Source organism: Bacillus sp. V5-8f, from assembly GCF_002863565.1.
Taxonomy (GTDB): domain Bacteria; phylum Bacillota; class Bacilli; order Bacillales; family DSM-1321; genus Peribacillus.
Map to the genome: position 1 here is coordinate 197,477 of NZ_PGUW01000007.1, position 24,348 is coordinate 221,824.

Annotated in this window: 26 protein-coding genes; 19 read left to right on the forward strand and 7 right to left on the reverse strand. The window is 41.9% G+C overall.

Annotation, left to right across the window (positions count from 1 at the left end):
• Positions 1 to 372: 372 nt before the first annotated feature.
• The 3 genes from CUU64_RS11815 to CUU64_RS11825 all read left to right on the forward strand — a co-directional run bounded on the left by CUU64_RS11815 (position 373) and on the right by CUU64_RS11825 (position 3,144).
• Complete coding sequence (locus CUU64_RS11815; RefSeq protein ID WP_101633827.1) at positions 373 to 1,113, forward strand: ABC transporter ATP-binding protein; 741 nt, start codon at positions 373 to 375, stop codon at positions 1,111 to 1,113.
• Positions 1,106 to 2,314: an ABC transporter permease gene (locus CUU64_RS11820; protein ID WP_101633828.1), complete on the forward strand. Its 1,209-nt coding sequence runs from the start codon at positions 1,106 to 1,108 to the stop codon at positions 2,312 to 2,314. Before CUU64_RS11815 ends, CUU64_RS11820 begins: the two co-directional genes overlap by 8 nt.
• Before the next feature lie 104 nt (positions 2,315 to 2,418).
• On the forward strand, positions 2,419 to 3,144 hold the full coding sequence (locus tag CUU64_RS11825; protein ID WP_101633829.1) for an EcsC family protein: 726 nt from the start codon (positions 2,419 to 2,421) through the stop codon (positions 3,142 to 3,144).
• A 26-nt stretch (positions 3,145 to 3,170) separates the two neighbouring features.
• Here CUU64_RS11825 and CUU64_RS11830 read toward each other — a convergent pair whose 3' ends face one another.
• Positions 3,171 to 4,376, reverse strand: a complete 1,206-nt coding sequence (locus tag CUU64_RS11830; protein ID WP_101633830.1) for a M20 family metallopeptidase — start codon at positions 4,374 to 4,376, stop codon at positions 3,171 to 3,173.
• A 168-nt stretch (positions 4,377 to 4,544) separates the two neighbouring features.
• Complete coding sequence (locus tag CUU64_RS11835) at positions 4,545 to 5,054, reverse strand: antibiotic biosynthesis monooxygenase family protein (protein WP_101633831.1); 510 nt, start codon at positions 5,052 to 5,054, stop codon at positions 4,545 to 4,547.
• Between the two features lie 336 nt (positions 5,055 to 5,390).
• Here CUU64_RS11835 and hemE point away from each other — a divergent pair, with 336 nt between their 5' ends.
• The 4 genes from hemE to CUU64_RS11855 all read left to right on the forward strand — a co-directional run bounded on the left by hemE (position 5,391) and on the right by CUU64_RS11855 (position 9,678).
• Positions 5,391 to 6,431 (forward strand): uroporphyrinogen decarboxylase, encoded by a 1,041-nt coding sequence (hemE, locus tag CUU64_RS11840; protein WP_101633832.1) that lies wholly within the window; start codon positions 5,391 to 5,393, stop codon positions 6,429 to 6,431.
• 95 nt (positions 6,432 to 6,526) lie between these two features.
• Positions 6,527 to 7,459: a ferrochelatase gene (gene hemH, locus CUU64_RS11845; protein ID WP_101633833.1), complete on the forward strand. Its 933-nt coding sequence runs from the start codon at positions 6,527 to 6,529 to the stop codon at positions 7,457 to 7,459.
• A gap of 75 nt (positions 7,460 to 7,534) precedes the next feature.
• The gene (hemY, locus tag CUU64_RS11850) at positions 7,535 to 8,980 is read left to right on the forward strand and encodes a protoporphyrinogen oxidase (protein WP_101633834.1); all 1,446 of its coding nucleotides are present in this window, start codon (positions 7,535 to 7,537) and stop codon (positions 8,978 to 8,980) included.
• 305 nt (positions 8,981 to 9,285) lie between these two features.
• Positions 9,286 to 9,678 (forward strand): acyl-CoA thioesterase, encoded by a 393-nt coding sequence (locus CUU64_RS11855; protein WP_101633835.1) that lies wholly within the window; start codon positions 9,286 to 9,288, stop codon positions 9,676 to 9,678.
• Positions 9,679 to 10,024: 346 nt separating this feature from the next.
• Here CUU64_RS11855 and yhfH read toward each other — a convergent pair whose 3' ends face one another.
• A complete protein-coding gene (gene yhfH, locus CUU64_RS11860; protein ID WP_101633836.1) occupies positions 10,025 to 10,159 on the reverse strand; it encodes a protein YhfH in 135 nt (44 codons plus the stop codon).
• 184 nt (positions 10,160 to 10,343) lie between these two features.
• On the opposite strand from yhfH, the gene CUU64_RS11865 reads away from it, so the two are divergent.
• The 3 genes from CUU64_RS11865 (at position 10,344) to CUU64_RS11875 (ending at position 13,860) form a co-directional block, all read left to right on the forward strand.
• Positions 10,344 to 11,078, forward strand: coding sequence for an MBL fold metallo-hydrolase (locus tag CUU64_RS11865; protein WP_101633837.1), 735 nt, complete (start codon positions 10,344 to 10,346; stop codon positions 11,076 to 11,078).
• A 58-nt stretch (positions 11,079 to 11,136) separates the two neighbouring features.
• The gene (gene lplA / locus CUU64_RS11870) at positions 11,137 to 12,126 is read left to right on the forward strand and encodes a lipoate--protein ligase (RefSeq protein ID WP_101633838.1); all 990 of its coding nucleotides are present in this window, start codon (positions 11,137 to 11,139) and stop codon (positions 12,124 to 12,126) included.
• 183 nt (positions 12,127 to 12,309) lie between these two features.
• Positions 12,310 to 13,860 carry a fatty acid--CoA ligase family protein gene (locus CUU64_RS11875; protein WP_101633839.1) on the forward strand — a complete coding sequence of 517 codons (1,551 nt, stop codon included), beginning with the start codon at positions 12,310 to 12,312 and terminating at the stop codon, positions 13,858 to 13,860.
• Between the two features lie 20 nt (positions 13,861 to 13,880).
• On the opposite strand, the gene CUU64_RS11880 is transcribed toward CUU64_RS11875, so the two are convergent.
• A complete protein-coding gene (locus tag CUU64_RS11880; protein WP_101633840.1) occupies positions 13,881 to 14,876 on the reverse strand; it encodes a cation diffusion facilitator family transporter in 996 nt (331 codons plus the stop codon).
• A gap of 413 nt (positions 14,877 to 15,289) precedes the next feature.
• Here CUU64_RS11880 and CUU64_RS11885 point away from each other — a divergent pair, with 413 nt between their 5' ends.
• The 4 genes from CUU64_RS11885 to CUU64_RS11900 all read left to right on the forward strand — a co-directional run bounded on the left by CUU64_RS11885 (position 15,290) and on the right by CUU64_RS11900 (position 17,883).
• Entirely contained in the window at positions 15,290 to 16,066 is a 777-nt protein-coding gene (locus tag CUU64_RS11885) for an enoyl-CoA hydratase-related protein (protein WP_101633841.1), read from the forward strand.
• Between the two features lie 145 nt (positions 16,067 to 16,211).
• Positions 16,212 to 16,739 (forward strand): HD domain-containing protein, encoded by a 528-nt coding sequence (locus CUU64_RS11890; RefSeq protein WP_101633842.1) that lies wholly within the window; start codon positions 16,212 to 16,214, stop codon positions 16,737 to 16,739.
• Between the two features lie 110 nt (positions 16,740 to 16,849).
• Positions 16,850 to 17,578, forward strand: coding sequence for an AzlC family ABC transporter permease (locus CUU64_RS11895; protein ID WP_101633843.1), 729 nt, complete (start codon positions 16,850 to 16,852; stop codon positions 17,576 to 17,578).
• A complete protein-coding gene (locus CUU64_RS11900; RefSeq protein WP_101633844.1) occupies positions 17,578 to 17,883 on the forward strand; it encodes an AzlD domain-containing protein in 306 nt (101 codons plus the stop codon). The genes CUU64_RS11895 and CUU64_RS11900 overlap by 1 nt, the downstream gene beginning before the upstream one ends.
• A gap of 58 nt (positions 17,884 to 17,941) precedes the next feature.
• Here CUU64_RS11900 and CUU64_RS11905 read toward each other — a convergent pair whose 3' ends face one another.
• Positions 17,942 to 18,529 carry an SCO family protein gene (locus CUU64_RS11905; RefSeq protein ID WP_101633845.1) on the reverse strand — a complete coding sequence of 196 codons (588 nt, stop codon included), beginning with the start codon at positions 18,527 to 18,529 and terminating at the stop codon, positions 17,942 to 17,944.
• Between the two features lie 269 nt (positions 18,530 to 18,798).
• Between CUU64_RS11905 and CUU64_RS11910 the strand changes: the two genes are divergently transcribed.
• Both CUU64_RS11910 and CUU64_RS11915 read left to right on the forward strand, forming a co-directional pair.
• The gene (locus CUU64_RS11910; protein ID WP_101633846.1) at positions 18,799 to 20,070 is read left to right on the forward strand and encodes a M48 family metallopeptidase; all 1,272 of its coding nucleotides are present in this window, start codon (positions 18,799 to 18,801) and stop codon (positions 20,068 to 20,070) included.
• A gap of 169 nt (positions 20,071 to 20,239) precedes the next feature.
• A complete protein-coding gene (locus CUU64_RS11915; protein WP_101633847.1) occupies positions 20,240 to 21,049 on the forward strand; it encodes a YitT family protein in 810 nt (269 codons plus the stop codon).
• A 146-nt stretch (positions 21,050 to 21,195) separates the two neighbouring features.
• Here CUU64_RS11915 and CUU64_RS11920 read toward each other — a convergent pair whose 3' ends face one another.
• Entirely contained in the window at positions 21,196 to 21,432 is a 237-nt protein-coding gene (locus tag CUU64_RS11920; protein ID WP_101633848.1) for an IDEAL domain-containing protein, read from the reverse strand.
• A gap of 246 nt (positions 21,433 to 21,678) precedes the next feature.
• Between CUU64_RS11920 and CUU64_RS11925 the strand changes: the two genes are divergently transcribed.
• On the forward strand, positions 21,679 to 22,266 hold the full coding sequence (locus tag CUU64_RS11925) for a competence protein ComK (protein ID WP_101633849.1): 588 nt from the start codon (positions 21,679 to 21,681) through the stop codon (positions 22,264 to 22,266).
• 70 nt (positions 22,267 to 22,336) lie between these two features.
• Here the strand turns inward: CUU64_RS11925 and CUU64_RS11930 are convergent, their stop codons facing one another.
• Positions 22,337 to 22,714: a YhjD family protein gene (locus tag CUU64_RS11930; RefSeq protein WP_101633850.1), complete on the reverse strand. Its 378-nt coding sequence runs from the start codon at positions 22,712 to 22,714 to the stop codon at positions 22,337 to 22,339.
• Between the two features lie 381 nt (positions 22,715 to 23,095).
• On the opposite strand from CUU64_RS11930, the gene CUU64_RS11935 reads away from it, so the two are divergent.
• A complete protein-coding gene (locus CUU64_RS11935) occupies positions 23,096 to 23,710 on the forward strand; it encodes a TVP38/TMEM64 family protein (protein ID WP_101633851.1) in 615 nt (204 codons plus the stop codon).
• Between the two features lie 39 nt (positions 23,711 to 23,749).
• A complete protein-coding gene (gene lepB, locus CUU64_RS11940) occupies positions 23,750 to 24,304 on the forward strand; it encodes a signal peptidase I (RefSeq protein ID WP_101633852.1) in 555 nt (184 codons plus the stop codon).
• The last annotated feature ends 44 nt before the right edge of the window (positions 24,305 to 24,348 follow it).

The window sequence follows — 24,348 nt, forward strand, 5'->3', positions numbered from 1 at the left end:
TTAGAGGTTTATCATTCATTCGAACCATCTCCTATATCTTCAAAGTTTCATCAACTTGAAAAGCATATTCGACAGATTCTGAATGATTGTTCTTCCAGTACGTGCAAAGTGATCATCCCCTTGCAATGAAACGTGTTCTGAAGCCTTATTGGTTCTCAGCTAATATGTCTTTAACTGACACCCCATTTACAGTATGATGTTATTTCAATCATTTGTAAGGAAGAACCCCTTCTTCTCTAATTATCATCTCTATAACGGATGTAATTTATTAATGGTTAATAATGGAATTCATGAATGCCTTTTAATGCATCGATCCTTAGTTATTTGATAAAATGAAAAGGTAATGACATAGATATAGAAGGGATTGTTAACATGTCCTTATTAGAAATAAATCAACTTGTCGGGGGATATACCAAGACACCCGTATTAAAAGGGATAAGTTTTTCGGTTAACTCGAAAGAACTTGTTGGCCTCATCGGTTTAAATGGTGCCGGGAAAAGCACTACGATTAAACATATTATCGGACTGATGGAACCCAAAACCGGTAATATCTCAATTAACGGAAAGTCGTTTCAAGAGGCTCCGGAAGAATATCGAAAACAGTTTACTTTTGTACCGGAAACACCAATTCTTTATGACGAATTGACGCTGGAAGAGCATCTGCGGTTAACTGCCATGGCATACGGACTGGATGAACAAACCTATAAGGACAGAAAGGATGTTCTTCTTAAAGAATTCCGGATGGAAAAAAGGCTGTCCTGGTTTCCAGCCCATTTTTCCAAGGGAATGAAACAAAAGGTCATGATCATGTGCGCTTTTTTGGTACAGCCTTCCCTTTATATTGTAGATGAGCCTTTCGTGGGCCTGGATCCACTCGGCATCCAATCACTGCTGGATCTCATGAAGAAAATGAAAGAAGATGGTGCCGGCATCCTGATGTCCACCCATATTCTTGCTACGGCGGAAAGGTATTGCGATTCTTTCATTATTTTACATAACGGAGAAATTAAGGCTAAAGGAAATCTGAAAGAGCTGCAAGAGCAGTTCTCAATGCCTGGCGCTACCCTTGATGACTTATATATACAATTGACAAAGGAAGATCTCCATGAATAGTGAAGGGCTATGGGGGACGCGATTTAGAAGCTTTAGCAAGGAAATTCAAAAGTATTTAAAATACATTTTCAACGGACACCTTTTGTTTGTTCTTATTTTTGCGGCCGGTGGGCTTTCGTTTTATTACAGTGAATGGGTAAAAACCTTGGACAGTGATTTCCCTGCCGAAATCATCATGGCTTTAGTACTCGGGATGGTGGTAGCAAAAAGTCCAATCTATACATTTTTAAAGGACGCGGATATTGTTTTTTTCCTTCCGATGGAAACGAGACTTGGCAGCTATTTTTCTAAGTCCATTTTGTTAACGCTAGTGATCCAGGGTTACATACTATTAATGGTCTTTGCTGCTTTTATGCCAATGTACGCTAAAGTTACAGGGGCAGCCCTAGCGGAATTTGCTTGGATGTTTGCCGTCATGCTGGCTCTTAAATATATCAACCTACAGGTCCATTGGTACGCATTAAAATTCCAGGAAAATTCAGCCCACGTCATAGATGGAGTTGTTCGTCTCGTTATAGATATTCTTTTCTTGTATTTTCTTTTTTCTAGTTCTAATCCTGCGTTTCCGATTATAACAGGGCTATTGTTACTACTGCTGTGGATGTATTACCGAAAAATAGCTAGGACAAAGGGGGTAAAATGGGAGAGGTTAATTGAACTTGAGGGGAAGCGGTTAATGTCCTTTTACCGGATTGCTAACCTTTTCACCGATGTTCCAAAATTAAGGGACAAAGTATCAAGAAGGAAATGGCTCGATCCGTTGCTTCATTTCATACCATACAGCCAAAACTCCTCATACCAATTTTTATATGCCCGTACGATGCTTAGGTCTAATGATTATGTTGGCCTGTTATTTCGATTGAGTGTGATTGGATCCTTTGTGCTCGCTGCATTGCCGGGGCTATGGGCGAAGCTGCTTGTCGTCCTGCTTTTCCTGTACATCACGGGCTTACAGCTACTGCCTGCATGGAAACACCATGAGCTAAAGATTTGGGTGTCGCTTTACCCAATTAAACAGGATTTGCGCAAAAAGGCAGTAATCCAAATCATCACAATCTTTTTGATGATCGAAAATATTATATTTTTTACAGCAGCACTTTTTAGCGGGGGGCTGTTCACAGGTGTACTTGCGTTTGCTGCAGGATTGCTTTTCATTTTGCTATTCCACGCCTATGCTAAAAACAAAATAGAAAAATTTTAGGGAATCCCTGTTTGGCTACAGGGATTTTTTATATAAACCGGTGAACATAAGATGAACGAATGTAAGAATCGCCCATAAAATAAACAAAGGGTAGGGGGGATAGAATGGAAATCTATGAAAAGGCTGCGTTGGCTGAATTAGAGGCGTGGAAAAAGAAGCTTTTAAAAAGGCCTGGACGCTTTAACAGGTTGTCAAGAAAAGCCCAACAAAAAATGAGTGAAGTTATTCCTGAAAAAGCCCATGAACTCATAACAGAAAGCATGAAAGGCCTTGTAAAAGGTGTTCTGGCAGGTTCTGAATATTTAACAAAAGAAAAGGATGTTTCTTTGCTCACGCTTGAACAGAAAGAAAGATGGGTCAGGGACAAAATTGAGACTTATAAAAAGACAGCGACCATAGAAGGAGCAGGAACCGGTGCGGCAGGTATTTTCCTTAGCTTGGCGGATTTCCCTCTTTTACTCACCATCAAGATGAAATTCCTGTTTGAAGCAGTAAGTCTTTATGGTTTTGACGTGAACGATTATACAGAACGGCTTTTTATTTTGCATGTATTCCAGCTTGCTTTTTCAAGTGAGGCAAAAAGGTTGGAAACACTGAACATCCTCGAAAATTGGGATGAGCGGAAAGGTACGATCTCTGAATTGAATTGGAAGACCTTCCAGCAGGAGTATAGGGATTATATTGATATCATGAAAATGTGTCAGTTCATACCGGGGATTGGTGCAGTTGTTGGTGCCTATGCCAATTACCATCTATTACAGCATCTCGGTGAAACGGTGATGAATTGCTGCAGGATACGCCTCTTGACTGAAAAAGTTGTGAAGGAATAGCTTATATTGCTATTCCCTCTATGTTTTTATTTATTTACTGGGACCTTGGAATCGGTCTGTTTCGTTTGATACGTAATAGCTGCTGTTCCTAGTGTTTTGGCTGCAATTAACATGGCTTTTTCATCAAAGTCAAACTTTGGATGATGGTGGGGGTATATCACTTCGACACCTTGCGCTTTTGCACCGGTAAAAAAGAAAGTGCCCTTGACATTTTGAAGATAATAAGCAAAATCCTCGCCCCCCATATCAGGGTCCATTTCTTCAATGGACGTAACCTCAGATACGGTGCTGGCACACTCTATAACATGCTTCGTTTCTTCATCATGGGGGACTACCGCAGGATAACCCCTGGTGTACGTATATTCATAGGAACAATCAGAGGATAGGCAGATTCCCTTTATGACTTTTTCAATTTCTGATTCAATGAAATCGCGAACGTCCTCTTTGAATGTCCGGACGGTTCCAATGAGTTTGGCTTTATCAGCAATGATGTTAAATGCGTTTTCAGCAACAAATGAGGCAACTGTCACAACTGCTGGGTCAACGGGGCTTACCCTTCTTGAGACGACTTGCTGAAGCTCGAGGACCAGCTGGGAAGCTGCTACAATCGCGTCTTTCGTTTTATGGGGCTGTGCTCCATGGCCGCCGCGTCCCTGGATTAGTATTTGAAACCGGTCAGCAGCAGCCATAATTGGGCCAAAGCGGTACATAATTTGACCGGTCGGCACCGTAGCCCATAAATGAGTGCCAAAAATGGCATCGACACCATCCAGACAACCATCCTCAATCATGGGTTTTGCTCCGCCGGGGGCATATTCCTCAGCATGCTGGTGAATGAACACATAATCCCCTTCCAATTCCTCTCTTAAACCATGCATGGTCTTTGCCAGTATCAGAAGGGCAGAGGTGTGGCCGTCATGTCCGCAGGCGTGCATAACACCAGGTACCGTCGATTTATACGGAACGTCCTTTTCGTCCTGGATTGGCAATGCGTCAAAATCAGCCCGAAGCGCGACCGTAAGGCCGGGCTTTGCTCCCGAAATTCGCGCGACTACCCCATTGCCGCCAACACCAGTTCGCACTTCAATTCCTAGCTGTCGATAGAATTCAGCGATGTAAGCGGCTGTTTTTGTTTCTTTAAATGATACCTCCGGATGCATGTGAAGGTATCTTCGAATTGCAACCATCTCCTGAAAAGACTCTTCCAACAGTGAATGTAATTTTTGAATCAAGACCGTCCCCCCCAACCTAGAATTGTAAAAATATTAATTTAATTATAACACAATGGGGAGAGGCGGACCTGAGGTATCCATTTTGCTTTTCTGTAAAGAAAGCAGTCGTAAGCGAAAACGCGCAAAAAGCTTACCCAGTACTTTGACAGAAGTAAGCTTTTCAAACCTTTAATCGTTCTTTGAAGATAAGGTATATTGGGTCACATAAGAAGAACCGGAGAAGATTTTTTTGGTTGTGTCCACCTTTTCATTTCCCTTTTGACTGTGCGCCTGTTGAAATGATTGAGAGGCCTGCCAATTTTTGAAGGCTGCCTGGTTTTCCCATTGTGTGAAAATGACATAAGTATCTGAATTCAATGGGCGCAGTACCCGTATAGCAATGAATCCAGGCTCTTTTTCTATAAGTCCTGCCCTGTTCTTGAAGCGGTACTCAAAAATAGGGCGCCCTTCCTCAGTTACGGGAATGTTGTTCATGACAACGAATCCATCCTCCTGTATTTCCCCTATCGAATCGATTATTTCAAATTTACGAGGAGAATGAAAGACCGTTTTTCCGTTCGTCTCGTGTAATAAAAGGGCGTTGTCGGCATTTTGCATCAAAAACATTTTTTCTTCCTGAAGTTCCTCTTTTCTGGATTGTAAAAATTCATATGTTCCTGTTGTCATATAAATATTCATGGCTATCTCCTCCCGATTGAAATCTATAACAATATATTACCCTAAATTACCTTCGGTTTTCCCATTCTTGCCTCCATATTTTCTGAAAATAGTGAGATTACAAAGAAAAGAGGCGATTTTTTGACAAATGAAATGGTTACCTATACATACATAGTAGAAAAGGCTATAGTGAGAACAGATTACGTTTGAAAAAAATTAACCTCATGCTATGCTATGTAAGGATATAATAATAACTTTGATTGCAGACCCTGTGAATAAAAGCGTCAACGAGGGTCAGGCCCCCGGCACGGTGAAGCGTTAAACAACAAGGGGGTCAGCTGTGAAAGGTGGATATGGATGACCAGGGAATTCAATGATACATTTTTGAAGGCTGCGAGAGGGGAACGGACAGACTATGTGCCGGTTTGGTATATGCGGCAGGCGGGTAGGTCCCAGCCGGAATACCGGGAGTTAAAAGAAAAATATTCATTATTCGAAATCACGCACCAGCCAGAGCTTTGCGCTTACGTAACCCGTTTGCCGGTTGAACAGTATGATGTGGATGCGGCTATCTTGTATAAAGACATTATGACACCGCTTCCGGCAATTGGCGTGGATGTAGAAATAAAAACAGGGATCGGCCCTGTCATTTCCAATCCCATCCGTTCAATAAACGATGTGGAAAAATTGGGCGAATTGTGTCCGGAAGATGATATTCCATATGTGCTTGAGACAATTAAATTGTTAACAACGGAACAATTATCGGTTCCATTAATCGGTTTTTCGGGCGCCCCATTTACCATTGCATCTTACATGATTGAGGGCGGTCCATCCAAAAACTATAATAAAACAAAGGCATTTATGTATACAGAACCTACAGCTTGGTTTGCGTTAATGGACAAGCTTGCTGATATGATTATTGTTTATGTAAAATCGCAGATCAAAGCAGGTGCAAAAGCGATTCAAATTTTTGATTCCTGGGTGGGCGCATTGAATGTGGAAGACTATCGATTATTCATTAAGCCGGTCATGTCGCGGATTTTTTCCTCATTAAAAGAGGAAAATGTGCCGTTGATTATGTTTGGAGTAGGGGCAAGCCATCTCGTGCTCGAATGGAATGACCTTCCGCTCGATGTTGTAGGCCTGGATTGGAGACTGCCAATTTCGGAGGCACGTACAATGGGAATTAATAAAACAGTCCAAGGTAACCTGGATCCTGCTATCCTTCTGTCTTCTTGGGATGTGATTCAAGAACGTGCGGCAAAGATTATTGATATGGGAATGGAACAACCGGGGTATATCTTTAACCTCGGACATGGGGTTTTCCCGCAGGTTAATCCAGAAACATTGAAGCGGCTGACAGCGTTTATACATGAATATTCTGCCAGCAAACGCTAAGACATCGGGCAATTTAGCCCCGAGCGAACTGTTTGCAAAAATACTTCCTTTTTAGGCAAAATATAAGGATATTCTATAAATGAGGTGCAGATTTAATGTCGAGAAAGAAAATGGGCCTACTGGTAATGGCTTACGGTACACCATACAAAGAAGAAGATATTGAACGGTATTATACACATATCCGCCATGGAAGAAGGCCGACTGATGAACAGCTTCTTGATCTGAAAAATAGATATGAGGCCATCGGCGGCATTTCCCCACTGGCGAAAATTACGCAGGCTCAGGCAGATAAGCTGGAAGAACACCTAAATAAAATCCAGGATGAGATCGAATTCAAGGCATACTTAGGATTAAAGCATATTGAGCCATTCGTGGAAGATGCTGTGAAGCGAATGCATGAAGATGGCATAACCGAAGCGGTAAGTATTGTGCTGGCCCCCCATTTTTCCACATTCAGCGTAAAGTCATACAATGGACGTGCCAAGGAAGAAGCTGAAAAGCTTGGCGGACTCACCATCACAGCTGTTGAGAGCTGGTATCAAGAACCTAAATTCATCCAATATTGGGCAGACCAATTAGAAAAAACCTATGAAACAATGACGAAAGAAGAAAAAGATAACTCTGTCTTAATCGTTTCCGCCCATAGCCTGCCAGAAAAGATCCTGCAAATGGGAGACCCTTACCCGAACCAGCTTAAAGAAACAGCTGAACTCATTGCACAAGCAGCAGGGGTAATAAATTACGAGATTGGCTGGCAAAGTGCGGGACAAACGCCTGAGCCATGGCTCGGTCCGGATGTCCAGGATTTAACCAGGGATTTATTTAATGAAAAAGGATACAAAGCATTTATTTATATTCCGGCAGGCTTTGTTGCGGAGCATTTAGAGGTGCTTTACGACAACGATTATGAATGCAAGGTCGTTACAGATGAGATTGGCGCTTCCTATTACCGTCCGGAAATGCCGAATGACCATCCGGCTTTTATTGATGCACTAGCTACAATTGTATTAAAAAAATTAAATCAATAATTAGAACTATTTTATAAGGGTCCCTAAGTAGGACCATTCTTTAAATTCAGCAAATAAAAAAGAAGGCGATATACCGTGAGTCAGTCAAAAAGAAAAGTAGCCGTTATCGGAGGAGGCATCACCGGATTAGCTGCTGCTTTTTACCTTCAAAAAAAAGCAAAGGAAGAAAATCTCCCTTATCAAGTAGTGTTAATCGAAGCTTCCCCACGCTTGGGAGGGAAAGTGCAGACAGCTGTCCGTGACGGCTTTGTGATTGAAAAGGGCCCTGATTCTTTTGTTGCACGTAAATTAAGTGCATCGAGACTGGCACGGGAAGTTGGCATGGAAGACAAACTAATTTACAATTCGGCAGGGAAATCGTATGTCCTTGTTAAAGACCGCCTTCACCCTATGCCAGGCGGGTCAATTATGGGCATTCCGACTGAAATTGGGCCATTTATCAAGACAGGCCTTTTCAGTCCGTTCGGAAAATTGCGGGCTGCCGCCGATTTTGTCCTGCCCCGATCCGGGAAAAAGGGAGATCAATCTCTTGGTGAGTTCTTCCGCCGCCGTCTTGGAGATGAAGTGCTCGAGAATTTAATTGAACCTTTATTATCCGGAATCTATGCAGGGGATATTGATAAATTAAGTCTCATGGCCACATTCCCGCAGTTTTATGAGGTGGAAGTGCAACACCGAAGCCTGATTCTCGGAATGAAAAAATCGACACCTGCCTCTCCGTCAAAGCCTGCAAAAAGCGGCCCAAAAAAAGGCGGATTCCTGACCTTTACTACCGGTCTGCAATCTTTTATTGATGCTATCGAAGCCCATCTTGAAAGCGGGTCAGTGCTAAAAGGCGTCCGGGTGGAGGAAATTGCGAAAGAAAACAATAACACGTATCGCCTTCGCTTAAATAATCAGGAAGTGATGTACGCGGATGCGGTAATTGTGTCTACGCCCCATCACGCTATTCCTGGTATGTTTCCGATGCAACCATTTTTTCAACCGCTTAAGGAAATGCAAGCGACCAGTGTAGCAACTGTCGCCATGGCCTTTGATAAATCAGCTATCACCCAGGATATCGACGGGACTGGTTTTGTTGTATCACGGAACAGTGATTATACGATTACTGCCTGTACCTGGACGCATAAAAAATGGCCTCACTCTACACCTGAGGGTAAGGTGTTGATCCGTTGTTATGTCGGCAGGGCCGGTGATGAAGCGGTTGTGAATTTATCCGACGAGGACATTACCAAGATTGTTCTGGAAGATCTGAATAAGACAATGTCCATTACAGAGAAGCCTGATTTTTCGATCATCACACGCTGGAAGGATTCAATGCCACAGTATACCGTTGGCCATAAGCAGCGAATCGAGGGTGTCAAAAATAGTGTAAAAAAAGAATTGCCCGGTGTATTTCTTGCTGGAAGTTCTTTTGAAGGACTCGGCCTACCTGATTGTATCGACCAGGGGGAACGAGCTGTTGAGGACGTGGTGAAATTCCTGAAGGAAAAGGAAGAATCCATCCAAGAAAACACTTAGCGTTTAGGCTGTTTTTAGCTGCAAGTTTCAAATTTTATACTTGGCCAGAAAAAACTTTACTTTCTCTTCGTTCTTTTTAGAATTTCATATGGTCGGGTGTATCATATTTTTGAAGGTATTCCTGTTGTAGAGGACGGCGTTTAGACACATTATGTGGTTAACGCCGTCCTTCTTTTTACCCAGAGTGCTTTGTGCTTGTGTTTTTCCCTTCATTGTTCTCGGGAAGAAGGAATAATACGTTCCCATGGAGAATGTAAAATGATCCACATCAAAGCGCCATCAATTTAGTATGGGGAGGGACCCGCATGTTTATTACGAAGATTCAGCCGCGCGTTTCGGAAACGGACGGGGCCGGTCATATCAATAATACGACCGTGCCCATTTGGTTTGAGGCTGGCCGTGAAGAAATTTTTAAAATGTTTACCCCAAGCGGGAGCTTCAAGGATTGGAAGCTCGTTTTGGTGAATATGAACGTTGATTTTACACACGAAATTTTCTACGGCAGGGAGGCTGTGGTTAAGACATGGATTGACCGCCTTGGTAATTCCAGCTTCACGATCAAAGAGGAAATTTACCAGGAGGATGTTTTGTGTGCGAAGGGATCATCGGCATATGTAAATTACAATTTTGACAAGAAGCAGCCGGAGAGGATTCCAGATGACCTGCGTGAACAGTTAATAAAGCATATGGCTGAATAATTCCAAGTGTAGCAGGGGAGGTAGACATAAACGTCTACACCCCGTGCACGATTTTCAAAAAGTGGAATGAAGATTTTTTAAACTATGGTCTTTCGCAACAAAACCGCCAAGTATCGCAACTAAGTCCTGTTGCCAAATTAAATTTGAAATGGTGAACTAACATCATAACTTTTTTAAGTAATATCCGATTCGTAAAAACTATTTTAAAAACAAAAAAAGAACCAGTCGCAATATGTGCGGCTGGTTTTTGCATACAGCAAACAAATAGGGAAATGCGCCTGTGAGATAAGTGACGCATGTTATGGAAGCAATCTGCTTTGGTGAGAAGCAGATGGTGAAACACAGATTAACTTAAAGATACATTAATGCAATGGTTACATGTGCTGCCGTAGCATTCGTGCTGCTCTTCGATTTTCTCGCCACATTTTGCACATTGCTTGGCTGGTAGGTTTCTAAAAAATTCAACGCTGCTCTGAATCATCGTTTTCAACCTCCAATGTTATATTGTTTTCTGAATATTTTTAACTTATCTTGATTGTATTATAACAGTTATGTTCTGTCAACTATGTTTTATAACAAAATTCAAAAAGATGAAAAAAAGGGTAGAATGAATTATAGTATGGAAAGAAAACTAAAGGGAAACGGACAAGGAGAGTGGATGCCATATGAAGATCACTGTAATAGGTTGCTGGGGAGGTTATCCCGCAAAAAATGAGGCCAGCTCCGGGTATTTGCTTGAATATGAGGATTACCGAATCCTGCTTGATTGTGGAAGCGGAGTGCTTTCACAGCTCCAAAATCATATGAAACCTGAAGATTTAGACGCAGTTGTCCTCACACACTACCATCCAGACCATGTGGCAGATATCGGTGTGCTCCAGCATGCTGTTTTAATACAGCAGATGCTCGGTGGAGAAAAGAAAACATTGCCCATTTACGGTCATAACCTTGATGAAGCAGAATTTAATAAGCTAACATACAAGGATATTACGAAAGGCATTGCTTATTCAGATAAAGAGCCGCTACAGATTGGGCCGCTTACCTTTACGTTTTTAAGAACAAAACACCCTGTCCCTTGTTTTGCAATGCGAATTGAAGCTGAAGGGCAAACGCTCGTGTATACGGGTGATAGCGCCTATATGGATCAACTCGCCGAATTTGCACGGGATGCGAATGTTCTACTTTGTGAAAGTAATTTTTATGGAGATATGGATGGCTCGGGTGCAGGCCATATGACGGGCAGGGAAGCGGGTAGATTAGCAGATAAAGCAAATATACAGCTGTTGCTCTTAACCCATCTTCCGCATTTTGGCGACCATTCACAATTAAAAAAGGAAGCAGGAGAAACCTTTACACGTGGGATTGCCGTTGCTAGAAGCTCAATGGAATTCCAGCTATAGAAGTGTGCTAGTACTAGTGGTTGAGAACTGTGCGAGAATTTAGGAGGACTCTAGCAAGATGTTGTTCATAGATAATAAAGGAATTACCGATCCGGCTATTAATTTGGCAATAGAGGAGTATGCCTTAAAGAACCTGGATATCAATGAAACCTACTTGTTGTTTTATATAAACAGACCATCAATCATTATCGGGAAGAACCAGAATACCATAGAAGAAATCAACACAGAATATGTTGAAAACAATGGCATTAAGGTGGTTCGTCGGTTGTCAGGGGGCGGGGCGGTTTACCATGACCTGGGTAACTTGAATTTCAGCTTTATAACCAAGGACGACGGAGAGAGCTTCCACAATTTTCGGAAGTTTACCGAACCCGTCATAGAGGCTCTCCAAAAGCTGGGGGTAAATGCGGAATTAAGCGGCCGTAACGATATTGTAGTCGATGGACGGAAAATATCCGGCAATGCGCAATTTTCGACAAGAGGCCGAATGTTTAGCCATGGCACGCTAATGTTACATTCAGAAATAGAGAATGTTGTTTCTGCTTTAAGGGTTAAGAAGGACAAAATCGAATCAAAAGGAATTAAATCAATCCGAAGCCGGGTAGCAAATATTTCTGAATTCCTTAAAGAACCTTTGACAATCGAGCAATTTCGAACCTTGTTGCTGCAGCATATTTTTGAAGGTAATAAAAAAATTCCAGAATATGTGCTTACTGAACCGGATTGGGGAAACATTCATAAGCTTTCGAAAGAGAGATACCAAAATTGGGATTGGAACTATGGAAAATCGCCGAAGTTTAATCTTAAGCATTCCCATAGATTCCCTGTAGGATCCGTTGACATCCGCCTGGAAGTGAACAAGGGAGTTATCGAGAATTGTAAAATTTACGGTGACTTTTTCGGTGTTGGGGATGTGAGTGAGATAGAGGAGAGGCTAAAGGGCCTGCGTTATGAAAAGGAAGCGATTGAAGCAGCTTTAGCGGATGTGAATGTAGGCCACTACTTTGGCGATGTAACAAAAGAAGAAATAATAGGGTTGATTTACTAATGGAATAATACCTCCTGTGCCTCGCCAGGAGGTATTTTTTCGCCGAAATATGAGTTTTTTTTACATAATCTGCATAAACAGTTGCTAGTCCTATTTTCATTTAATATAATATATTTTGAATATTGTAACACATAAAAATGAATGACTACTCATTCATTGACGACAAGGGGGAGGTAGAATTTTATGAATTTAACTCAACAGCTTCATGAAACAGCCGCCAAGCTGGCTGGCAAACCTGCTTATTACTTCATGGATCAGGAAACGACTTACGGAGAATTGGACGGAGCAGTTACAAAGTTCGCGGATGGGTTACATAAGCTAGGCATTTCAAAAGGGGACCATGTGGCCCTGCTATTGGGAAATTCACCGCACTTTATCATTGGAATGTATGGTGCTTTAAGGGCGGGTGCAACAGTAATACCGGTTAACCCTATATATACTCCTGATGAAATTGGTTTTATTTTGAACAATGGGGACGTAAAAGCAGTCATCGCACTAGACTTGTTGGTTCCATTATTGGAAAAAATGAATCCAGTTTTAACAAGTGTAGAGAATTTCATCATTTGTCAAACACAGCAGGATGATAGTGAAATGGATATCAGCAAGCTCTCTATCTTTCCAAAAATGAAATCGTTTACAGATGTAGTGGCTACTGGCGACCTATCTTTTACAGGTCCCATTGTGGACGATGATGATACGGCATTAATTCTATATACATCCGGTACGACCGGGAAACCAAAGGGTGCAATGCTGACCCATAAAAATCTGTACTCCAACGCCAAAGATGTAAGCGATTACCTTAGAATCACAGGTGATGACCGTGTGATCACAGCCCTTCCTATGTTCCATGTGTTCTGTCTAACCGTTGCATTAAATGCACCGCTCATCAATGGAGGAACCCTTCTCATTGTGCCGAAGTTCAGCCCAGCAGAAGTGTTCCGACTTGCAAAGAAATATGAAGCGACCGTATTTGCAGGCGTTCCGACCATGTATAATTTCCTCTATCAATATCCGGAAGGAAACCCTGAGGATCTTAAATCCCTGCGGTTAAGTATTTCAGGAGGGGCGGCTTTGCCTGTTGCGTTATTAAACGATTTTGAGAAGAAATTCAATGTACGAGTATCAGAGGGGTACGGTTTATCCGAAGCCTCCCCTGTAACCTGCTTTAACCCTCTTGATCGTCTTCGCAAACCGGGATCAATTGGGACAAGCATCCAGAATGTCGAAAATAAAGTCGTTAATGAATTAGGCGAGGAGGCCCCTGTTGGCCAGGTAGGCGAATTGATTGTCCGCGGCCCCAATGTTATGAAGGGCTACTACAAGCTTCCAGAGGAAACCGCGGCTGTACTAAAGGATGGCTGGCTTTATACCGGGGATTTAGCGAGAGTGGATGATGAAGGCTATTTTTACATTGTAGACCGCAAAAAGGAAATGATCATTGTAGGCGGTTACAATGTATATCCGCGTGAAGTGGAAGAAGTTTTATTTGCCCATCCGGATATAGTAGAAGCCGCTGTTATTGGGGTTCCTGATCCAAACCAGGGAGAAGTGGTACAATGCTTTGTCGTGAAGAAGAACGAGTCCCTTACAGAAGAAGAGCTGATTGCTTATTGTGCTGAGCATCTCGCGAAGTATAAAGTTCCTAAATCTGTTGAATTTTTGGAAGAACTGCCAAAGAATACAACAGGTAAAATCTTAAGGCGTTCATTGAAGGCCCAGGTATTGCAAAAGTAAAAAAAAGAAAGGCGGGAATATCATTCTCTCGCCTTTCCTTCTCTTACTATATCAATATCTTTATGGCTGCTCCAGGTCTTTACCCCGTCATCCTCATCAAATTCAATGGTTACTTCGGTAACGCCTCTCTCATCCCTTATCCTCTTTTCGAGCCTGTCTTTTATATCATCCGCTTGTGCCACCGTAATGCGAGGGTCAATTTCAACCTCGAGTTCAACATGAAGGTCTTCCCCTTCTTTAATCACTGTGACCTCCTGTATATCTTTCACCCCGGGGTCTGCCATAGCAATGTCCCCGATTTTCTGTTCCATGTACTCATCCGCTTCCCCTAATACACCGGCTGCGTTATCAAGAAATACTTTACCTACTACGAAAAACATCATGATCCCGATGAGAATGGACGCAATTCCTTCTGCTTCGTGAAAAGAAGTATATCTGGATATGATTACAGCTACTAAAGCTAAAAGCCCGCCTAATGTGGCTACTGAATCCTCCAAGAATACAAGTCTTGTAGCAGGTTTCCCCTTTTTGAAATTGGCAAGGCTTTTAGGGATGACAGCGAATCCTTTCGCCTCTAGATCTGCCTCATGAACGATTTCCTTCATCGCTTTATATAAGACAAACGCTTCCAGGATAACAGCTGCCAATAAAACAAGAACGACAAGAAGAAAACCTTCTGATTTTGCTGGATCAACAATATGATGATAGCCTTCAATGATTGTTTCATACGACATGATACCGACAATCAGCACGGCACCAAGAAGAACTAAGTGTACCAACCGTCCAAATCCTGCGGGAAACCGATCAGTTGGCGATTTTTTGCTTAAAGCCGAGCCAAGGAACACGAAGAACTGGTTGGCGGCATCACCCAGGCTATGCATGGTCTCTGCAAACATGGCTACATTTCCTGTAAATAAATATGCTGCACCCTTTATAATGGCAATCACCGTGTTTACGATTGCGGCCAAAAGTGCAGACTTATTTCCTTTTTTTAATAAGACTAATGTTTGGCTCAAGTAGCATCCCTCGCTTATCCTTTGGATTTTGCTGTATTATTCCCTGGAATCAGCGAAAGGAAACCCTTGTCCATGTGGAATGTTTTCATGTCTACATACGGTTAGTAGCGTTTTCTGAGAAACAAAAATAGCGAAGCTAAAAGTTTTTTTAGTAATCCACTAGTGTGGATGTGCAAGGTAGGCAGAGGAAATAATGAGTGAAAAGTAACAACGTCAGAGGGAAATTTACTTTGAACTAAGTCGGAAAAATTTCTATGGCAACTATAATTCCTTGTTATATGATACGAAAAATTTTGGGATAGCTTCTCCTCTCTTGGCTAGGAACAATATTTAATTTTTTGCTTACTTTTTACTGAAACTGGGAAAAGGAACAAATAAATAGACAACATGAAAAACGGAAGGAAGTGTTAACAATGCCCTCGGTCCTGTATGAAGTATGCAGGGAAATTGCGCACGTCACTCTCAATCGCGAGGAGGCGCTAAACTTACTGAATACGACCGTCATTCAAAGGCTGCATAATGTTGTAAAAGATATTTCCGATAATCCTCAGGTTCGTGTGGTCATCTTAAGCGGGGCGGGGAATAAGGCGTTCTGTCCAGGAGCAGATGTAAAGGACACGGTTTATCAATCACCGGAAGAAATTTTACGGTTTAAAAATCAGCTTGGAGACCTATGTAATGCCATTGAAGCACTCCCGCAGCCAACCATAGCTGCAATTAATGGTTTTGCTTTTGGCGCCGGGCTTGAATTGGCATTGGCATGTGACATTCGGATCGCTGTAGACCAGACGCTGCTAGGCCTTCCTGAAACAAAGCTGGGATTGATCCCGGGCGCTGGAGGCACACAAAGGCTGCCCCGCTTGATCGGAGAATCGAGGGCCTTAGAGTTGATTCTGACAGCAAAAAGAATCACCTCATTAGAGGCCTACCAATACGGCCTCGTTACGAAGGTTGTATCACATAATAAGTTGGAGGATGAAGCAGTTCATATAGCAGAAGAGATACTCGGAAATGGCCCCACGGCGGTCCGCTTAGCAAAGTTTGCAGTGAAGCAAGGTCTAAAAACGGATATGGAGTCAGCGCTGAAGCTTGAAAAAACAGCACTTTTGAAGGCCTTAAATACCGAGGACCGGGACATCGGCATAAAGGCATTTCTTGAAAAAAGGCGGCCCGGTTTTACAGGTAAATAAGCCGCTGTTGTCCAGGATACAAAGTGTATATATATGAATATATTTATTAAAAAGACTCCCATAACGGAGTCTTTTTGTTGATTTGTAGATACAGAAAAGTTATTATAGTTTTTAAAAAATTTTTTCGCTAGAAAGGAGAAATATTATGAGGGACGTTAGCCTTTTGGATATTTTCAATCATCACATCGCTCAGAAATATTTAAACCGTTCAGGTATGGCCCACGCTATGGCAGTTTCGTATCATGCTTTCAACCTTGCAAAGGAGAGGGGAGAGAATGTTGACGTGGCTGCGAAAGCCGGCCTGCTTCATGATATGGGCCATTTCACCTGGTACCGGAACGGCAAATGGGATTACGATCTCTATAAACAGAATGATATTCATGCAATCAAAGGTGCCGAGAGGGCCCATAAGCTATTGATCCGCCTTGGTGAAAATCCAATCAAGGCAAAAACCATCGCCCTAGCAATTTTATTCCACACTGATTCTTTCCTTCCTACGAATGATATTGTCCGTACTCCGCTTCAGGAAATTGTTAAACTTGCCGATGAAAAGGACGAGGAAGCAGGCGGGATGCACCACTACCGAAAAATCGATGTTGAGAGGGCGAGGGACAGCATCATCCGCCTTGACAAGTTGATTGATGAATTTTATGAAAATAAACTGGCAAAATAGGCAGGGTTACTATAGTTAAAATCTTTCGGAACCCGAAGAAAGAGCTTGAAAAAGTGTCATTATTTTAAGAAAATATAAGGTGTGATCTTTGGAGTAAAGGGGGAAAAGCTGTGGCGGTTACAGCAGTTGAAGGGGAGGCACCCCATTTTAAACAGGGGCTTCAGGCTGGGGTTAGCATTGCCATAGGATATGCGCCTATCGCTTTGACTTATGGGCTCCTGGCAAAAACCACAGGCCTGACAATGGCAGAAACCGTGATGATGAGCCTTGTGGTTTTTGCTGGAGCGTCCCAGTACATAGCTTTAAATTTATTGGCTCTTGGAACAAGCGCATTTGAAATCATTCTTACAACATTCATCGTGAATATCCGTCATTTTCTAATGTCCACCGCATTGAATGAAAAGAGCGATGAGGCTGACGGCCTTCTAAAAAAGTCGGCCTACGCATTTGGGCTAACAGATGAGACGTTTTCTGTAGCTGCAACAAAGCCAGGGAGTGTGGCTGCCGGCTATATGATGGGCCTAAATTTGATGGCCTACTCAAGCTGGGTGGTCTGTTCCGGCCTTGGGCACATGTTTGGGGCAAGCTTGCCTGAGACCTTGCAGGAAAGCATGTCTGTGGCCCTGTACGCCATGTTTATCGGACTTCTAGTTCCTTCCATGAAGGGAGCAAAAAAAGTGATCTACCTTGCGGTGGTCGCTGCAAGCTTTAATAGTGTTTTTACTGTGACGGACGCACTGAGCAGCGGCTGGTCAATCGTATTATCTACTTTGATTTCATCATTTTTAATCGAAATTATCGAATATACTAGGCTAGGAAAAGGAAGGCGGCAGGAGTGATGAATAGTGAAATATTCTGGATGATTATCGGAATGGGGATCGCAACCTATATTCCACGGCTCCTGCCGTTTGTTTTGTTTAAAGGAAAGGAAATGCCTCCTTTTCTTCAAGGGGTTTTAAAGAACATCCCATTTGCGACTTTGGGTGCTTTGATCTTCCCGGGAATATTGTTTATTCAGGATGATCTATCTTTTGGGTTGTTGGGAGCGGCCGCTGCTTTCCTGATAGCCTACCTCGGGGCGAATGTCATCGTGGTTGTTCTTGGAGCAATCGCTGTGTTAAGCGTTTATTCCGTTTTTGTTTAGTTTCTAAAGGAAAAAAAGCGTCGATGATTATCATGGGCGCTTCTTCCATTGTTATATCTTAATCTACTTCACTCATAATCTTATTATATATTTTATCCTGGTCAAAGTTTTCCTTACCCATTCCCATCACTTCAATCACCCGATTCTCCGCATCCACGAGGTAGGTAGCATTTGTATGGACGAATTGTCCGGTCCCAGGGTCTCGGTACTGGAAATTAAATTGGTCGGCAAGCTTTTTTGTATCTTCATTGCTACCGCGAAGTAAATGCCATCCGTCCGTTTTGTCCATTTCAAAAGTCTTTGCGTAATGGTCGAGCACTTTTTCCGTATCATTTTCCGGGTCGAACGTCACTGTCAAAAACTCGACTTTACTGCCAAATACATTTTCCTTCTCCAGTTGATCACGCAGTTTTTGCAGTTTAAACGTTGTGCTCGGGCAAACATCGGGACATTTGGTATACATAAACTCCAGTAACCTGATTTTTGGCTCCATATTGTTAAAGCTATAGGTTTCACCACTTTGGTTTACCATCGATACATCCTTTGGGAAATTCATTTTTGATTCCCGGTATTCTGTAAAATACCAAATGCCCGTACTGATGCCCGCGACCAGCAGAAGAGAAAAAATAACATAGATTTTTTTCATGGAGAATGCCACCTCGAGATTGTATTAAGAAGCAAAGCCTATGTATTGATATGATAAAGGGACTTAATTCGTTACATAGATGTGTAGTTAATTTATTTTAACTATACTGTATGCATCGGAATGAAAGTAAAGTTAAATAGGAACAATCGTTGAAAATTATATGAACATTTTTTTACAATTGCCAAAATTGTTTTTCCTAGGCATTTCTGTTCTAACTTGTCTTATTTTTACTACAATAATAAGGGAAGGTTTGTCAAAGGGGGGTAGCAATGGCAAGAAAATGGGCAAGTACTGCGATTCTTTTGTATTTATTGCTCGTGGTTTTCATGTATTTGTATATATTCAGCGTGAACGATCCCGCGGTTCCCGCTGCGTTAAAGGGGACAGCCGCTGATCCGGCCACTTTTTTAAACGCTAAGGAATTGTTGTTAAGCGAGAAATACTCAAGTATAAGAAATTTCCTATTTTTTGTTTCCACTCCTTATGAATGGCTGTTTTATTTTTTGATTTTACTATTCGGCTTATCGAGAATGTTTGAAAAATGGGCGGTTTCGGTGTCAAAGTGGAGAGTCCTTCAAGCCGCCATTTATCTGTTTTGGTTGTCCGTGCTTTCCTATATTGTTGTCTTTCCGTTCAATTATTTCAGTTACACCCTTGGAAAAAAATATAATATCAACACGCAGGATTTTGCTTCATGGATGAAAGATGAAATCATCGATTTTTGGGTCAGTTTTGGGACAATGGTGATTATTGTTTCCGTGTTATACTGGCTTATCAGGAAAAGTGCAAAAAGATGGTGGCTATATGCCTGGCTCCTGTCTGTACCGTTTTCACTATTCATGATGTTCGTTCAACCTGTATTGATTGATCCGCTATACAATGATTTTTATCCGCTTAAAAACAAGGAGCTTGAGCATAAAATACTTGAACTTGCCTCAAAGGCAGATATACCTGCGGACCATGTATATGAGGTGAACATGGCGGAAAAGACGAATTCATTAAATGCATATGTTACCGGGATTGGTTCCAATTCCCGGATTGTGCTTTGGGATACTACTCTCAACAAACTGAAAGATAATGAAATCCTGTTCATCATGGCCCATGAAATGGCTCATTATGTGGAGAAGCATATTTATATAGGAATCGCCATCTACTTGTTGCTATCGCTTGTCGGTTTGCGGATTACAGCATGGATGATGGGCTATATCATACAACGATGGGGAAAAGTCCTAAAAATTCCTTCCGTGGAGAGCATCAGCTCGCTTCCGCTTTTCCTGCTCATAACTGCAGTGCTGCTTTTTGCATCTGAGCCGCTGTCGAACTATGTTTCACGCTATCAGGAAACACGCGCCGACCGTTACGCCATAGAGATGACAAAAGACAGTGAGGCCGCTGTAAGTACCTTCCAGGAATTGACGCGGGCTGGCTTGAGCGAAGTCAATCCCCCTGCATTAGTCAAATGGTTCCGATACTCGCATCCAACTATGCTAGAGCGGATCTCAAGGCTTGAGAACTATAAACAAGAATCAGGAACTGATTAACTTCGGAGATCTAATTATATGATAAAATGTCAACGCTTGGAGGTGAAGTCATCCAAGCGTTTTTGCCATTTTAACGAGTTATTATCTGAATAAACTTTTAAATTTTCTGTTCCTTGATTCTTTACTATAATAAATTCAACCTAGTTAGTTCCGGCAAGGAGTTGGACAAATGAACAGACTGATAACGATCATCATCGGTTCCGTCATCGTGGGTGCGGCATACAATTTATTTTTGATTCCACATCAGATCTTAAGCAGTGGTCTCAGCGGGATCGCTATCATGCTGGGGCTCGTCACACCGTTCAACACGGGCTTGTTGAATTTTTTGTTGAATCTCCCACTTTTGATCCTTGGAGTATACAAGCTGGGGAAAAGGTTCATCAGCTACACGATTTTGTCTGTGCTAGTACTATCGGCCAGTTTATATATAATACCAGTACATGCTATTAGTTCTGAGCCCATATTGTCTTCCTTATTCGGCGGCGTCATCACAGGCATCGGAATTGGCTTCATTTTCCGGGCATCAGGCTCATCAGGCGGGTTTGATATCATTGCCATGCTGCTGACGAAGAAAAAAGACTTTCCTTTAGGTGCCCTTATTTCGGCGATGAATGCGATCGTCGTAGTATTATCAGGCTTTGTGTTTAATTGGGATGCGGCATTAAATACGCTTGTAGCGATCTATGCAACCGGAAAAGTAATAGATACCATCCATACGAACCATATTAAGCTAACTCTGATGATTGTGACGAAAAATGGGGACGAAATGAAGGCGAAGCTGCTTGCTAATCTGTACAGAGGGATAACGATCATGGATGGAGAAGGAGCGTTTTCAGGTGAGGGTCGTAAGATACTAATGACGGTAATCACCCGTTACCAGCTTACCGATGTCAAAACGGTAATCAATGAAGTCGACCCGAATGCATTTGTGAACATTACGGAAACAACTGAAGTGATGGGATCATTTCATAGGTCATAACAAGTTTTGGTTGGTCTTAACATATTATTGAAGAAAAACCCTCCTAACGATAGATTAGGAGGGTTTTTTACGAACTAATGGAAAGCGATTTTCTTTATTTTTGTTTAGAAAATTCAGGGACACAAAGTGAAAAAACCTGAAGGGGATTACGTGCCGAACATTTTGGTGATTTCGTTCCATTCAGTGGATAAAAGGGTGAAAAGCTTTCTGTCTTTTGTGTCTAATGCCTCGTTGATCTGTTCTGCAAGCTTCATTTTTTTGTAAGTTAGAATAGATTCATGGATGATCATATCAATCATTAGTTCCTTCATGTGGGCATCTTTCTTTTTCTTATTCATCGCGTAAGACTTGGCCATCTCCGAATACGATTTTCCATTGTTCACGAAGAACCACCCCTGACACCTTTTTAATATTATATGGAATTTATCTCAATAAAATCAACAGAAAATTTAAAATATTCTTTTTTTTATTTTCGACTACAATTTATTACAAAATGAATCAAAAAAGACAATAAATAATTTTAAATTTTTAATATTCTGTGAATTTTATATATACTTATAAAAAAATATGATACCATGATGAAGAAATTTCTCGCATGTAAATTTGGATATTGGAGAGGAGCCCTGCTTATGAAGGATGTGAAACCAGGATTAATAGAAGAATATGAGATTACCCCTTATACAATAATGGTCAAGCCCATTACGTATGGCAGCAAGATCTATTCGCATATTATCGAACTTGATGATGAATTTATTTCCCCCTTCAGGCCAATCGACATAATCAAAAAGAGCTGCCACTACTTTGGAACAAGTTACGAAGGCAGGAAAGAAGGAACGAGGCAGCTTATCGGAATTACACATAAAGCGCCGATAGCCATCAACCCAACAAGCTCCATGTTTTTCTTTCCAACTACTTCTCCTTTGCGCCCTCAATGCATATGGGTGTCACTTGAGCACATTGAATCTTTTAAACGAATAGACCTATCCCATACTTTTGTCACTTTCAAAAATAACCAACAAGCAGAATTGCCTATCTCAACAAGCTCATTTGAAAACCAATATATGAGAACGGTTTTCCTCAAAGATAAGCTCATCCAAAGAATTGAAGAAACAGACCGCAAGTACGTCTATCTCCATTCCGGTCCACATCAGCTGAAAGCGTCCGAGATGGGGGCGAAGTATTCAAAATATAAAAAAATCCATTGGGAGGAGCATTGATTCTTCCTCAGGTAAACTAGCAAGAAACTAGGTAACGCCCCGCCCAGAAGGAGTGTGGGCTTATTTCTGTTCAAACCCGGGTTTCATCCGCAATGAACCGTTTAAATAAAAAATAGGCCAACAGCTCCTCCACCTTGTTCCTTAGCCTGGGATTGAAATAATTGTGATGCTCTTCATACCCCCTGTAAATGAAGCTGTACATAGTGAATGCTTCATCGCGCTGCAATTCACTCACTTTAATATTTTCCTTCCTGAGATATCTTCTCACAGCAGCCAGTTCGATTTGGACTGCCTTAAGGGCCTCTTCGACCAAGTCGAGATAAGGCTTGGGCAATTTGAAAGGACTGGCCTCAATAATCATCCTGTCCCGGTTTAATACAGTAATGACCATAGGGAGATAAATGGATTGTTCGATCATGTTTCGGTCATGCTCGGGAATGCGGGTCATGCTTACTTGCTCCCTTCAAAAATTCAGGCGGAGGTACAGCTATGGCCTGAAACTGATTTTCCTTACACAGGCAACGCCCTCATTTGGTTTTGTTCTATATATTATGTATGTTTGGGGAGTAAAAATAAGAACATTTGTTCCGTTTTATATCGTAATCAAAAAAAAATCTTAATGCAAGCCTGAATTCCTTAAAAAAGAGTTTTTACACAAAATAGGTTATGAATCCATTTATCAGGGAAAGTTTTTACTATAATTCTTTTTTCTAAAAGAATAATACTTGCAATTTCAAGATAACGTGTTATATCTAAATTAGTAGTTCAGCTAGGACTGGAACATTTAAAGCCGTCATTGAGTAAGGCGGTGCGCCCAAGGAGATTTAATATGGATTTTGATGTTTTGCGAGAATGGTTCACACTTGAGAAAATATTAGACGTTATCCAGCAATATCGCTCTCTTGGACCAATACCCGGGATTTTGCTGCCCTTACTAGAAGCGTTTTTGCCTTTTTTGCCGCTCGTCGTCTTTGTATTAGCGAATGCCAGCGCGTTCGGTCTCTGGCTGGGATTTTTATTTTCCTGGGTAGGTTCGGTTACTGGCGCAATGCTCGTATTCTTTATATTCCGCAAGTATGGGCAAAAACGGATGCTCAGATTTTTACAAAAGCATAAACAGGTGCAAAGATTAATGGACTGGGTTGACCACCATGGTTTTGGCCCATTGTTTTTATTGCTTTGCTTTCCGTTCACCCCATCAGCACTCGTCAATGTTGTGGCCGGCCTTTCAAAAATAAGCCCGTTCCAGTATGCCTTAGCAGTTTTGGCAGGAAAAATGGTAATGATCTTCACAATAAGCTTTGTAGGCTACGATATTGTTTCGCTTATACATAAGCCAGCGAGGACGATTATCGTCCTTCTAATTATCGTGATTCTGTGGTATGCGGGTAAACAAATTGAGATAAGATTAAATAAGGGCATCAAGAGTGAGAATGGAGGTTAAATTCCAAACATCAGGCTTTTACTACTGGGGGCCATAGATATGTCAACAAAGAGCAAACCGTATTTTCGCGACTGGATTACAGCCGGTATCATTGCTTTTGTCATATTCATTTTGATCAGGACCTTTCTCTTTGCCAGCTATGAAGTGGAAGGGGAATCAATGCAGCCCACCTTGCAGGATGGAAATAGACTCGTCGTAAGCAAGATTGTTTATCAAATCGAGGACATCCATCGCTTTGATGTTATTGTTTTTCATGCCACTGATAAAGAAGACTATGTGAAAAGAGTCATCGGTCTTCCTGGAGACGCAATAGCATATAAGGATGACAGCTTATATGTGAACGGAATTAAATATAGCGAACCTTATCTTAAGCACTTCTCCCCGCCGCTCCCCGGCCGGAATCTTACTGGTGATTTTACCCTGGGAGAATTGACAGGTTTCCGGAAGGTTCCGAGCGGAAAGCTGTTCGTCCTGGGGGATAACCGGCTCGGCAGCATGGACAGCAGGCATTTTGGCTATGTGTCCATAGACCAAGTGGTCGGAAAGGTCGATGTGCGGTATTGGCCTTTAGACAAATTCAATGTGGAATTTTAAGGGGCTAAAATTCAAGGTTTGACCGTTAGGAAGCTGACTTTGCT